Below are 12488 nucleotides of genomic sequence, written 5' to 3' on the forward strand. Positions count from 1 at the left end.
AAGGCGGCAATTCTACAAATTCATCAGTACTCTGTCAAAGATTAAGATACAATTTTGTACTTATTTAGACAGATCATTTGGGTTTATTCAGTCATGGATCAGTTGCAGCCGCAACCTGAAGTCATAACTTCGTCTCTTGTTCGCATCAACTCCACTTCTGGGCAGGTATCGGCTCTGGCGGCACTGCAACTCTTGCCTTGGAACGCACTGCATACAGAAGAACAGCAAGTTGATTGGCTTATCTTACACTTTAATTATTGGTTTTCCCACCATAATGTCATGCTGGTACGAGGAGAATTTGAACCAGAATATTTTCCGGCCACCGATACCTCTCCTGCCCGCATCCAGTTTGCCCATGGTTTTTTTAACAGCGCCCTGCATGAAATCAGCCACTGGACGATTGCCGGTAAAGAGCGCCGCCTGTTGGCTGACCTGGGATACTGGTATGCTCCAGATGGTCGGACAAAAGAGCAGCAAGCCCTGTTCGAACAGGTTGAAGTTAAACCGCAGGCAATTGAATGGCTTTTTGCCACAGCTTTTGGCCGCAAGTTTCGGGTCTCTTTAGATAACCTTACTGGTGAAAGTGGTAATGGCAATACCTTTAAAGACAATGTCTATGCCCAAGTGTGCCGCTACCTGAATGCAGAAGCCCTCCTGCCAAAAGACGCCTGGTATCTGATTTCCTGTATTTGTACCTGCATACGTGGTGGCGAAATGTTACAGGCCAGCGAATTTAAAAGAGAAATGCTTGATTAATTTACATAAATCAACCGATCTAAACTTGTAACCCAATTCTCTGGGCACTGATAATTTAGAAAGTTACTGTCCGTGAACTTTGAGGAACAATAAGATGCTTCATTTAAGAGTACATCCTGAGAATCCACAGCCACGGCTTATCACTCAGGCAGTCGAACGGATCCGTGCGGGCGATGTAGTGGTCTACCCCACCGATGCTGCTTATGCAATTGGTTGCCAGATCGGAAATAAAAATGCTATGGAACGTATTGCGCAAATCCGCGGTTTAGGGCCTAAACATCAATACGCCATTATGTGCAGTGACCTCTCTGATATTGCAACCTATGCCAAGGTCGATAATGCCATGTATCGGCTGTTAAAGGCCAATACCCCTGCAATTACTACATTTATTCTTCCCGCCACCAGTGAAGTACCACGGCGTTTAATGCATCCGAAAAGGAAAACTATTGGTTTACGTATTCCAAGTAATCCAATTTGCCAGATGTTACTCCAGGAATTGGGAGAACCGTTACTCACCAGTACCCTGATTTTACCTGGACAGGAAGACCCGCTGGATGACCCTTACGAAATCGAGCAGCAACTTGGTAAACGTATTGATGTTTTCATTGATGGGGGCTTTGGCATGCTAAGCACCACCAGTATCGTAGACCTTTCTGGAGAAAATCCGGAAATTATCCGCTATGGCGAAGGTGATGTCAGTGCTTTTGAGTAGGTTTTACACTTTCTCGGACAATTGTAAAATCATATGCACCCAACATCTGATAAGTTGATGCTGAGGCAATTGGTATGAACCTTTTTAAAGTCCTTCTTGATTTAGAGAATTTTCCAGAAGATCACACTATTTATGCCGAGCTTCCTTGGACACTTGAATCTGAAACAATTGTCGTCTCAGAACCAGACTCCGGGAGCGTAACCCTAAACATTAAAGATATTAGCTATAGCTATTTTCTAGAAGTATATATAGCTGAAGAGCTGTTGATTAGTCTGACCAAAACAAACCTTTGTTTACGGGAGAGCTGTCAGAAAGTGATCGAATACGCCATAAATGATGCCTGACCTTTAAAAAGGCTCTTTACCAATTTCTATAGCTCACCCTATTCTTTCCTGCCTACCACGCAGGTTTATCAGTTTTTTTACATTTTTATGGTTTTTATAATTTATTCAGCCTGGCTTTTCTATTAGAATACGTTCACCTTATTTTTTGCTTTTTAGTGATCTCGCTTTCTTGCGTGCAAGATCCTAGAAGTTCTCCAGCTTTCATGCCTTTGAAAATTCGCGTGGCCTATAACCGAAATGAATCAAGCGACCCATAGTTCTATGGAACAGCTGCCTTATATCCGCGTAATGGATGAATGGCAGCACAGTATTCCAGATGATCTTTATATTCCGCCTGCTGCATTCGAAATTTTACTTGAACATTTCGAAGGTCCCCTCGACTTTTTAATTTACCTGATCCAGAAAAATGGCTTTGATTTACTGCAGTTAGATATCGCACCAATTGCCAGCCAATATCTGTCCTACATGGATAGCATGAAATCTCTCAACATTGAACTGACTGCGGACTATATGGTCATGGCAGCTTTGCTTGCAGACTTGAAGTCCCGACTGCTATTACCTAAACCTGCTGCTATAACTCTGGAAAAAGATCCCAAGCAGCAGCTGATTGACCGGCTCGAAAATTATTTGCGCATTAAACAGGCAGCTGAACGTTTAGGACAAATGCCAGTCTTGGAACGTGATACATTCAATGTGAATGTAAGTTTAGGAACAGTAAATAGTATTTATGAAGGCTATGAAGCTGCAAATCTGCGAGACGCGCTATATTGCATCTTTAACCGCCCTGAGCCTGTCGTTCATCAGATTCAGCAGGAACCAGTTTTACTTGAAGAGCGGATTGCCTATATTGAAGAATTGATTGAATCAGGCAAAAGCTTAAGTTTTGACGAGCTGCTCAAACCGAGCCAAGGTAAAATGGGTATGGTGGTGACATTCATGGCAGTTTTGGAGCTCACCCGCCAGCAGAGAATCCAGATTATTCATAGCGGAATAGAAGCACCCTTGACTATTCAGGGAGCAGTAGCATGACCATCGACCAAAGTGCAGCATTCTCAGTTGATGAGCTGCATCATGAAGTTCTGATGCAGCTTGAAGCCATTATTTTTGCCAGTGAAGCACCGGTCAGTCTTTTGAGGCTTAAAGAAGCTTTCCAGAACCAGTATAATAAACAGCAGTTGCGACAGTTTTTACAGCAGCTGGCTGTTTTACAACATGGCCGTTCAATTGAGCTGGTCGAAAGTGCTCAGGGCTTTCGTTTTCAGGTTCGTGCCAGATACAAACAGATTATTGCCCAGACCTGGCAGGAGCGGCCAACCCGGCTTTCCCCATCTTTGCTCGAAACAGTAGCTGTCATTGCTTATCATCAGCCTGTTACACGTGCAGATATTGAACAGATTCGCGGAGTTTCGAATAATAGCCAGATTTTGAAAACATTATTTGACTGGAACTGGATTAAAGAATCCGGTTTCCGAGAGATTCCGGGACGCCCCGCGTTGTTAGTGACGACGTCTCAATTTTTAAATGCTTTTGGCCTGGCTTCATTAGGTCAATTGCCTCCCCTGCAGGATGCCAAGGAAGCTTTCATGACGCTTGATGCTAATGCAGCAATGTCATGAATAGGTGGACTGTTGATAATTATTTCTAAGGTTATGCTGTCATGAGTGAAAAATTGCAAAAAGTCCTAGCACGTATCGGGCTAGGTTCTCGCCGTTATATGGAAGAGGTCATTGCTGCTGGTCGCGTAAGTGTCAATGGTCGTGTTGCTCAGGTCGGTGAGCGTATTGAACCAGGCGACGAATTGCGTATTGATGGGCGTAAGGTGCAATTTCAGATTGAAGATGAGATTCGTCGTCGCGTTCTGATTTACTATAAGCCAGAAGGTGAAATCTGCTCACGCAATGATCCAGAGTCACGTCCGACTGTATTTGATCATTTGCCTACAATCGCCAATGACCGCTGGGTTATGGTAGGCCGTCTGGACATTAACTCTACCGGCCTTTTACTGTTTACCAATGACGGTGAGCTTGCAAATCGTCTAATGCATCCTTCAAATGAGATCGAACGTGAATACGCAGTCCGTGTTATGGGCGAAGTTACCCCGCAGATCCGTCAGAATATGCTAAATGGCGTCGTGCTAGATGATGGCCCAGCCAAGTTTGAATCTTTTTCTGAAATTGGTGGTGATGGTATTAACCGCTGGTACCAGGTTGTGGTTAAAGAAGGACGTAACCGTGAAGTTCGCCGTATTTTCGAATCACAGGGTTTAAAAGTAAGTCGTCTTTTACGTACTCGCTATGGCACGGTTATTCTGCCGCGCGAGCTACGCACTGGGCGCTGGATTGAGCTGGATAAAGCAGATATCGACAACCTGACCAAGTCGGTTGAGCTTAAACCGCGTCAAGGTACTGGCCTGTATGGTATGGCGAAACGTCGTACTGAACGTATGGCTGAAAAACCTATGGCAGCCCGCCGCGGTGGTTATTTGCGTCAACAGCGCCGCGAGAATGAAGGAACAGAACAAACTGCTGCACCACGCAAGCCTTATAGTCCGAAGAAGTTTTAAAACGGTCTTTTACTGCTTTAAACAAAAAAGTCGCCTTGGCGACTTTTTTTAACGGATCACCGGAATTTCAATCCATTCTGCTTCCGGGAAATGCTTTGTCATGTAAGCCCGTAGATAGTTTGATGTATCACAGGCGATTAACGGGTCTTGAGAATCATCCATTCCATTATAGGCCACAGCAAACAGCTCTACCCCTCGGCTTTTCAGCAGCTCCAGACTCAGTAACGTATGATTAATACTTCCCAGACGCCCAGAGGTAACCAGAATAACAGGGAACTGATGAGCCGCTACATGATCGATAGTAAGCACATCATCTGTTAAAGGAACCATAAGCCCGCCGGCACCTTCTAGCAGCACTGCATCATAACGTCTAGCCAGTTCTTGAGTCGCAGCATGAATTTTATCCAGATCAATTTCACGCCCATCAATTTTTGTTGCAAGATGCGGCGAAGCTGGATAAGACAGAATTTCTGGCATCGTAAGCTTTTCTTCGTCTTCGGCAAACCAGCCCATGCCCATAATAGTCCGGTGCTGTTCGATATCCTCCGAAATGTTGATATTTCCGGTTTGTACCAGTTTCTGTGTAATAGTACGGGTACCATGTTCATTCCAGATTTTGGCCAGATAACCAGTGGCAAAGGTCTTTCCTATACCAGTATCAATTCCGCTCACGAAATAAATTGAGCCTGTCATCGAACTCTCCGAGCTATACAATAAATTGGGTGGTAAGTTAATGGATATTGCTGTATTCCCTCATAAGCTGGACTTTTTACAAACTGCTGATACTGATCATAAAACTTGTACAGTGACTGCTTAGTCCAGCGATGCTGACTACTGGTTGCCGTTACGCCGGTCAGTTTTAAATGCTGGAGAACCTGTTTTGGATGCTCAAAATATAAGGTTTCCTGCTCTTCCTGTATTTCCAGAACTTCAAACCCTGATTTGCACATTTTTTCTTTTAGCTCTTCCAGACTGAGGTAATTTAACCCCTGACCCGTTAAAGTTTTAATCTCACGCAAGTTTTCTGAACCAAAGCTTGAAAAACAGAACCAGCCCTGCGGTTTTAATGCCTCGCTGCATTTGTTAAATACCTGCTCCAGGTCATGCATCCATTGCAAGACTGAACTGGACATAATAGCGTCAAGTTGTTCCGGAAAATCAAGTCGTTCAATATCTCCAATACACCAGTCCAGCTGTTCAGCAGCAGAAAAATGCTGTCTGACCTCAGGATACAGATCATTGAGTATGAGCTGTTCGATCTGAAAGTTCTGTTGCAGTAATATTGTTAAGTGACCTGAGCCACAGCCCAGTTCCAGTACTCGAGGAAGTTGTATGGATATATGCCGGCGCATCATTTCAATTAATCGCTGGCAAATTATCTTTTGCGCGACTGCATGTTCAGAATAACTGGAGGCAGCTTTAGCGAAGCGCTGGGCAATCAACCCGGTATCTATATGAAAATTTTGACTCACAGTAATGCTACCAATTGTTCAATTTCTTCTGGCTGAATTTGTGATGTCAGCGAGATTCTCAGTCGTGCACTATTGGCCGGTACAGTAGGTGGGCGTACGGGCATGATATAAAAACCTTGTGCCTGTAAATAGTTGGCTTTGTCTACTGCCCGCTGACTATCTCCGGTAATAACTGGAACAATATGACTACTTGAGGGACAGCAAAAACCAAGACTCTGAACTTTATGCTGTAAATGATGGCTTAAATCTGCCAAGTGATCGCGCTGCTTCTGCATTTTTTGCATATGCTCGAAAACAAACCGAGTCCAAGCTATCGAAATCGGAGGCAATGCGGTACTGAAAATAAGTGGACGCATGCTGTTAATCAGATATTCACGAATTACAGGTTCACAGACCAGATATCCTCCCACTGAAGCAAGCGCCTTACCAAAAGTGCCTACCAGAAAATCAATCTGGTTAATTACTGCATATTGCTCCGCACAGCCTAATCCCCGCACTCCGCGGACACCAATAGCGTGAGCTTCATCGACATACAACATAACTTTTGCAAACTGCCGTTTTAGCAACACCAGCTGGTTCAGGTCTGTTTCATCGCCATCCATACTAAAAATAGATTCGGTGACCACAATGATGCGTTCATAAGTGTCATCTGCATGATACTTTTGCAAGAGCTGCTGTAAATGGTTTAAATCATTATGACGGTACCGCAGGTATTTGGCTGAGGACAGGCGAATTCCATCAATCATGCTGGCATGAACCAGTTTATCGGCCAGAATCAGAGTCTTACCATCACTTAATGCCGGTAAAATCCCTATATTCATATGATAGCCACTATTGAACAGCAGCACTGCACGCCCGTCAAAAGCCTGGCTCATACAGGCTTCCAGCTGTTCATATTCCGGAAAATTACCAGTAAGCAGACGTGATGAAGAGGAACTGAGCCAGCACTGTTCCAGAGGGCACTGATCAAAAAAGACCTGTCTTAATTCGAGATCAGCAGCCAGACCCAGGTAATCATTAGAAGACAGATTCAGCATATGCTGGCCTGCAATTTCAATGATCCGTCCTTGTTGCCGGTTGGCCGTAAACTGGCGAAAATCCCCCTGCTGTCTTAACTGCTCCAGCTGCTTGGTATAATGCTCAAGCAGTTTCATGCTGAAGCTCCTGTAGCTGTTGCATTACTTCTACCAACTGCTGAAGTAAATAATCCAGTTCATTACAAGTGATGATATAAGGAGGCATCACATATACCAGCCTTCCAAACGGGCGTACCCAAATTCCACGACGGACAAATTCCTGCTGTAGAATCTGCATATTTACCGGCACAGTCAGTTCAACAACACCGATAGCACCTAATATTCGAACATCCTCAACATACTCCAGTTGAGATAGTGCAGGTAAGTACTGTTTGAGTTGCTGTTCAATACGGCAGATGTTGGCTTGCCAGTCTTGAGCCAGTAATAACTGTGTACTTTTAAGGGCAACTGCACAGGCAAGTGGATTGGCCATAAAAGTAGGCCCATGCATAAATACCCCTGCCTCTCCCTGACTGATTTTTTCAGCAATCGCTTTACTGGTTAAAGTTGCTGACAAAGTCATGTATCCGCCAGTTAAGGCTTTTCCTATACACATGATATCCGGCTCGACGCCCGCGTGTTCCCAAGCAAACAGTCTACCAGTGCGTCCAAAACCGGTAGCAATCTCATCAAATATAAGCAGGATCTGATACTTTTCACAAAGTAGCTTGGCTTGACGCAAGTATTCAGGATGATAAAAACGCATACCTCCTGCGCCCTGTACAATGGGTTCCAGAATCAGCGCGGCAATACAGGTATGATGCTGTACTAAAGTTTGCTCTAGCTCTGCAATATCTTGCGGATTCCACTTTTCATCAAAAGCAGTTTGTGGAGCCGGAACAAAAAAACGGTTGGGCAGACTGCTACCAAAAATCTGGTGCATGCCGGTTACTGGATCACATACCGACATTGCATTCCAGGTATCACCATGATACCCGGAGCGAGGCGTAACAAAATTAGTCTTCTTCAGCTGGCCCTGCGCGCTCCAATACTGCACTGCCATTTTTAAAGCGACTTCAACTGCAACCGAACCGGAATCAGCATAGAAAATCTTATCGAGACCAGGTGGCGTAATATTCAGAAGAAGCTTGCCCAGCTCAATCGCAGGATTATGGGTCAGTCCACCAAACATGACATGTGCCATATCTTGTAACTGATTTTGAACCGCCTGATTTAATTCAGGATGATTATAACCATGAATAGTACACCACCAAGATGACATACCATCAACAAGCTTGTGACCATTCTCCAGTTCGATAGTTGAGCCATAGGCCCGTTTTACCTTGAAAGCTGGTAAAGGCTGAGTCATAGAAGTATAAGGATGCCAAAGATGCTCAAGATCAAATAAGTCAGCCATCCAACACCCATCCTTCACATTAAAACTATTATTTATATAACTCATGCATCTTAATAGCGTAAAGCAATAAAATAAATTGCGAGAAACAACAAAGTTTATATTTCCCTAAGTCATATTTAAAAAACTACAAATTTTTTTGCTAGTTAATGTAATTTCACTATAAGGGAAACCATGTCCGACATTAGGCAACAGTTCAGTTATAAGTAAATTTGCCTTTAAAAAATGAAAATCAGTGATAATCTGGCAAGGTATCAGCTGATCCTGTTCAGAGACGAGATGATACTGTCGACCTGGATATTTTTGTAAGATTGAAACTAAATTTAATTGCTCAAGTTGCTGTAAACCAGAAATCAGATTTATAGGATCATCAGTTTTAATAAAACTTTGTAGACATCTTATATCGTTACGGGCTGTAAGTCCCCCTGCACCAACCAGATGACAAAAACGCTTTAGAGTAGCCTCCCTGTCATTTAGAAAAGCACCTTTAAATGCCTCAAAAGTTACACGAGACATTGCATTTGGCCACTCTTCTGTAGCAACAAAGCACGGATTGGAAGCCAATGTAACCAGAATTTTAGCCTGACCGGTCTGTTCAAAAATCCTCTGAGCCAGAATAGTGGCAAGCTGACCTCCTAGCGACCAGCCCATTAAAATATCAGCTTTAACCGCTTTTTGAAGCACCCCCTCCAAAACTGCCGGGTTAGAACTGTCGAATATATCAATCAGTTCAACTTGAAAATGCAGGTTTTCAAGAGCAGTTTTAAGTCCGGCTAAAGGCTGACAACCCAAGCCCCAGCCACTAATAAGTAAAATCTTTTGCATGCTTAATCTGATTTAATTGATCGGTTCTACTATAAAATACTGCTCAATAGAATACAGTCATTAAAAAGCCCAATCTTCTGACTGGGCTTGCTTGAATCATATAAATTTTAAATTTGAGACTGAATATAATTTTGCAGGCCAATCAATTCAATCAAACCTAACTGTTTTTCCAGCCAATATGTATGGTCTTCTTCCGTATCAGACAACTGCTGGCGTAACATGTCACGGCTGATGTAATCCCCTTTTTCTTCACATAACTGGATACCACGGGCCAGTTTTTCACGCACATGATATTCAAGTGCAAGATCAGCTTTTAAGCAGGTGCAAACATCTGAACCAACATCAATACTGTCACGTTCCATATTAGGTGTACCGCCTAAAAACAGGACACGACGGATAATTGCATCAGCATGAGCTGCTTCTTCCTGCATTTCATGGTTAATTCTTTCGTAGATTTTACTCAGGCCCCAATCTTCATACATGCGAGAATGAATCAGGTATTGATCGCGAGCTGCCAGTTCGCCACCAATCAACATATTTAAGTAGTTTATGACTTCTGGATTGCCGCGCATATTCTTACTCCTCATCATTTTAAAGTTATTATGGGTGATTGGTATTTATAATGCAAAACTAAAATTATGTAAGTTTATGATTTATATAAATTAAAAATGAGAAGCATACGCATTTGCATTTTATATCATCAATTAATTGGTTGTTTTCAGAATAGATTTTTTTTATTTTGAGATTGGCGATTTTTTAAAGTCATTTAATTTGTTTACAAAAAATTAAAAAAGTAATCTTATTAACTGCTGAGCTACAACTAAATACCTCTTAAAAACGGGTTTTAATATGATTTGAGTGAACTATATAAACCAGCTTAATCCTACTTTTTATAAGTAATATATAAAAACCTAAGCCTTTCAATTTTTTAGACAGCACTCACACAACATATCAAATTGGCTTATTTTTACTATATTGTTAATGTGAATAAAGTATGTAAAGCTTGTTAACCTTATGTAGGTTTAATAATAAATTCCGGCCAAAAGTCAACTTTTAATGATAAATAAGATAGACCATTTATCAGAATAATTAGGCTATTTGAGCAATGAACGAATCTGCATTTTCCTATGCCACAGTACAGTTCTCTGCTGTTTCATTACAGAAGATGATTGCAGATGGTCATAAGGGAAATACTCATTATTGTTTGTTTCTCGATATTGACGGCACACTTTCTGATTTTCAGGATGATCCCGAAGATAGTTTTATTCCTGAAAACACATTAAATATTCTTCAGACCATTTTAAAGCTTGATGTGCCTGTTATTGCGGTAACCGGCCGACATGTACAGGTCGCCCAGTCTCTTTTTGCCCCCTTATGCATTCCGGTTGCTGGACTGCATGGGCTAGATATCCAAATTGATGCTCATACGCATTTCAAACCTGATCTGAGTCAGATTGATTTTGTCCGCTTGAGGCAGGATTTAAAAGCAGCTTGTGCATCTTATCCCCAGCTGTTAATTGAGGATAAACAGTACTCGGTTGCTTTGCATTACCGGCAGTGTCCTGAACTGGCAGACACAGCAAAGCAAATCATGCAGGTACTGCATCAGTCTCATACGGCACTTAAAATCAATGAAGGTAAATGTGTTATTGAGTTACTTCCTCGACAAGCCGATAAAGGAGAAGCAATAAACACCATATTAAAGCATTTGGAACTTACTCAAGTTTTACCGATTTTTATAGGTGATGATAAAACCGATGAATCTGGTTTTAGAACAATAAATAACCATAACGGTATAAGTATAAAAGTCGGCCCAGGAGAAACCCAGGCTCATTATCGGCTCAAAGATATTAAAACAGTAGCTGATTTTCTTGCACTATTTTCAGAATTCTTAAAAACGCGTGTTTTGACACAGAATCAAACACCAAATGGAGAAAAAGCATGTCTAAACTAATCGTATTATCGAATCGTGTTAGTCTGCCAAATCCCGACAAGCCCGCTGCGGGAGGCTTGGCAGTGGCGTTACAGGATGCACTTGATGAAACCGGCGGGATATGGTTAGGCTGGAATGGCGAACAAATCAATAATGATCAACAAGCCGAGTTTGGTCGCATTAATAATAAAAATGTAGAATATCTGACCTGTCCATTGACTCACCAGCAATATGAGCAGTACTACTGCGGTTTTGCCAATAATACCCTATGGCCTGCAATGCATGAGCGCGCAGACCTGATTGAATGTAATGCGGAAGAATATGAAACCTATCAGCAGGTAAACCGCTTATTTGCTGAAAAACTAAAAGATATTGCCCAGCCAGATGATGTGATCTGGGTTCATGACTATCATTTTTTTAGCGTAGCACGCTATTGCCGTGAATTAGGCATGCAAAACAAAATCGGCTTCTTCTTGCATATTCCATTTGCACGTTTAGCCATATGGCGCCAGATACCTATGGCAAACCGCCTCATTCAAGACCTATGTCAGTATGATGTAGTGGGTTTACAAACTGAACATGATCAGAACCTGTGTATGCAGGCCTGCACCACCCTACTTCAGGCACAAAAGATTCAGCAATACCTGCTTAGTTACCAGAAACGCATTACCACTATTAAATGTTATCCGATTGGGGTCAATCCGGATCATATTCAGAAAGTAGCCCGTCAGTATGCCGATGACTCACAGTCTGTTTTTGACTTTGATGCCTTAGGTAAACAGCAGACCATTATTGGGGTTGACCGAATTGATTATTCCAAAGGATTACTTGAACGTTTTAATGCATATTCCGACTTTTTAGCTACTTATCCGGAATATCACCGTCAAGTAACAGATTTACAGATTGCCTGCCCATGCCGTCTGGATATTGTGGCTTACCAGGAATTATTTAAACGTCTAAAAGAGAAGGTTAAAACTATTAATGCACAATTTGCTCAAGATGACTGGCTGCCAATTGAATGCAGTCATGATGTCGTTGCTCATGAGGCATTAATGGGCATCTACCGCAAATCAAGTATCTGCTGGATCAGTTCAATCCGTGATGGTATGAACCTGGTAGCAAAAGAATACATTGCAGCTCAGGACCCTGCAAATCCTGGTGTATTGATCCTTTCAAAATATACAGGGGCTGCTGAGCAGATGCCAGAAGCTATTATTGTTGATCCAGAAGATCCTAAAGCAATGGTTCAGGCATTAAAACTTGCGCTAGATATGCCTCAAGAGGAGCGTACCCGCCGTTATCAAAAACTGATTGCGGGGCTTAAAGCTTTTGATATTAATGACTGGCGTAATGCATTTCTGGTTGACCTGCGTCAAAATAATGAATTGCAGAACTTTAAACGGCCTGGCCGTGATACAGCCAATCCAGTTTATCAATTGCTGTAGTGCCCTCA

General features: G+C 42.4%; 14 protein-coding genes. 8 read left to right on the top strand and 6 right to left on the bottom strand.

Features of this window, described 5'->3' with window-relative positions; translation table 11 throughout:
- The first annotated feature begins 93 nt into the window (after positions 1-93).
- The 6 genes from ABZP31_RS11675 to rluB all read left to right on the top strand — a co-directional run bounded on the left by ABZP31_RS11675 (position 94) and on the right by rluB (position 4375).
- A complete protein-coding gene (locus tag ABZP31_RS11675) occupies positions 94-756 on the top strand; it encodes an elongation factor P hydroxylase (RefSeq protein WP_248134199.1) in 663 nt (220 codons plus the stop codon).
- A 94-nt stretch (positions 757-850) separates the two neighbouring features.
- Positions 851-1468, top strand: a complete 618-nt coding sequence (locus tag ABZP31_RS11680; protein WP_005018864.1) for an L-threonylcarbamoyladenylate synthase — start codon at positions 851-853, stop codon at positions 1466-1468.
- A gap of 74 nt (positions 1469-1542) precedes the next feature.
- Positions 1543-1812: a hypothetical protein gene (locus tag ABZP31_RS11685; RefSeq protein ID WP_005018862.1), complete on the top strand. Its 270-nt coding sequence runs from the start codon at positions 1543-1545 to the stop codon at positions 1810-1812.
- Positions 1813-2049: 237 nt separating this feature from the next.
- Positions 2050-2841: a segregation/condensation protein A gene (locus ABZP31_RS11690; protein ID WP_005027523.1), complete on the top strand. Its 792-nt coding sequence runs from the start codon at positions 2050-2052 to the stop codon at positions 2839-2841.
- Positions 2838-3428 (top strand): SMC-Scp complex subunit ScpB, encoded by a 591-nt coding sequence (scpB, locus tag ABZP31_RS11695; protein ID WP_248134109.1) that lies wholly within the window; start codon positions 2838-2840, stop codon positions 3426-3428. The genes ABZP31_RS11690 and scpB overlap by 4 nt, the downstream gene beginning before the upstream one ends.
- Positions 3429-3469: 41 nt before the next feature.
- On the top strand, positions 3470-4375 hold the full coding sequence (gene rluB, locus ABZP31_RS11700) for a 23S rRNA pseudouridine(2605) synthase RluB (protein WP_005018857.1): 906 nt from the start codon (positions 3470-3472) through the stop codon (positions 4373-4375).
- Positions 4376-4423: 48 nt separating this feature from the next.
- Here the strand turns inward: rluB and bioD are convergent, their stop codons facing one another.
- The 6 genes from bioD to bfr all read right to left on the bottom strand — a co-directional run bounded on the left by bioD (position 4424) and on the right by bfr (position 9674).
- Positions 4424-5068: a dethiobiotin synthase gene (gene bioD, locus ABZP31_RS11705; RefSeq protein ID WP_005027530.1), complete on the bottom strand. Its 645-nt coding sequence runs from the start codon at positions 5066-5068 to the stop codon at positions 4424-4426.
- On the bottom strand, positions 5065-5847 hold the full coding sequence (gene bioC / locus ABZP31_RS11710) for a malonyl-ACP O-methyltransferase BioC (RefSeq protein ID WP_248134111.1): 783 nt from the start codon (positions 5845-5847) through the stop codon (positions 5065-5067). Before bioC ends, bioD begins: the two co-directional genes overlap by 4 nt.
- On the bottom strand, positions 5844-7001 hold the full coding sequence (locus ABZP31_RS11715) for an 8-amino-7-oxononanoate synthase (RefSeq protein ID WP_248134113.1): 1158 nt from the start codon (positions 6999-7001) through the stop codon (positions 5844-5846). Before ABZP31_RS11715 ends, bioC begins: the two co-directional genes overlap by 4 nt.
- Entirely contained in the window at positions 6988-8280 is a 1293-nt protein-coding gene (bioA, locus tag ABZP31_RS11720) for an adenosylmethionine--8-amino-7-oxononanoate transaminase (RefSeq protein WP_248134115.1), read from the bottom strand. Before bioA ends, ABZP31_RS11715 begins: the two co-directional genes overlap by 14 nt.
- 105 nt (positions 8281-8385) lie before the next feature.
- Entirely contained in the window at positions 8386-9102 is a 717-nt protein-coding gene (locus tag ABZP31_RS11725) for a transporter (RefSeq protein ID WP_248134117.1), read from the bottom strand.
- Positions 9103-9209: 107 nt separating this feature from the next.
- Complete coding sequence (gene bfr / locus ABZP31_RS11730; RefSeq protein ID WP_248134119.1) at positions 9210-9674, bottom strand: bacterioferritin; 465 nt, start codon at positions 9672-9674, stop codon at positions 9210-9212.
- 533 nt (positions 9675-10207) lie between these two features.
- Here bfr and otsB point away from each other — a divergent pair.
- Together otsB and ABZP31_RS11740 are read left to right on the top strand one after the other, a co-directional pair.
- A complete protein-coding gene (otsB, locus tag ABZP31_RS11735; RefSeq protein ID WP_248134122.1) occupies positions 10208-11056 on the top strand; it encodes a trehalose-phosphatase in 849 nt (282 codons plus the stop codon).
- The gene (locus ABZP31_RS11740; RefSeq protein ID WP_101159952.1) at positions 11044-12480 is read left to right on the top strand and encodes a trehalose-6-phosphate synthase; all 1437 of its coding nucleotides are present in this window, start codon (positions 11044-11046) and stop codon (positions 12478-12480) included. Before otsB ends, ABZP31_RS11740 begins: the two co-directional genes overlap by 13 nt.
- Positions 12481-12488 lie beyond the last annotated feature (8 nt).

This window comes from Acinetobacter sp. FL (genome assembly GCF_040744925.1).
Taxonomy (GTDB): Bacteria; Pseudomonadota; Gammaproteobacteria; order Pseudomonadales; family Moraxellaceae; genus Acinetobacter; species Acinetobacter radioresistens.

Excerpts from the sequence above, each read along its gene's own strand:
- ABZP31_RS11675 (WP_248134199.1), top strand. The coding sequence starts at position 94 with ATGGATCAGTTGCAGCCGCAACCTGAAGTCATAACTTCGTCTCTTGTT.
- ABZP31_RS11680 (WP_005018864.1), top strand. The coding sequence starts at position 851 with ATGCTTCATTTAAGAGTACATCCTGAGAATCCACAGCCACGGCTTATC.
- ABZP31_RS11685 (WP_005018862.1), top strand. The coding sequence starts at position 1,543 with ATGAACCTTTTTAAAGTCCTTCTTGATTTAGAGAATTTTCCAGAAGAT.
- ABZP31_RS11690 (WP_005027523.1), top strand. The coding sequence starts at position 2,050 with ATGAATCAAGCGACCCATAGTTCTATGGAACAGCTGCCTTATATCCGC.
- scpB (WP_248134109.1), top strand. The coding sequence starts at position 2,838 with ATGACCATCGACCAAAGTGCAGCATTCTCAGTTGATGAGCTGCATCAT.
- rluB (WP_005018857.1), top strand. The coding sequence starts at position 3,470 with ATGAGTGAAAAATTGCAAAAAGTCCTAGCACGTATCGGGCTAGGTTCT.
- bioD (WP_005027530.1), bottom strand. The coding sequence starts at position 5,068 with ATGACAGGCTCAATTTATTTCGTGAGCGGAATTGATACTGGTATAGGA.
- ABZP31_RS11715 (WP_248134113.1), bottom strand. The coding sequence starts at position 7,001 with ATGAAACTGCTTGAGCATTATACCAAGCAGCTGGAGCAGTTAAGACAG.
- bioA (WP_248134115.1), bottom strand. The coding sequence starts at position 8,280 with ATGGCTGACTTATTTGATCTTGAGCATCTTTGGCATCCTTATACTTCT.
- ABZP31_RS11725 (WP_248134117.1), bottom strand. The coding sequence starts at position 9,102 with ATGCAAAAGATTTTACTTATTAGTGGCTGGGGCTTGGGTTGTCAGCCT.
- bfr (WP_248134119.1), bottom strand. The coding sequence starts at position 9,674 with ATGCGCGGCAATCCAGAAGTCATAAACTACTTAAATATGTTGATTGGT.
- otsB (WP_248134122.1), top strand. The coding sequence starts at position 10,208 with ATGAACGAATCTGCATTTTCCTATGCCACAGTACAGTTCTCTGCTGTT.
- ABZP31_RS11740 (WP_101159952.1), top strand. The coding sequence starts at position 11,044 with ATGTCTAAACTAATCGTATTATCGAATCGTGTTAGTCTGCCAAATCCC.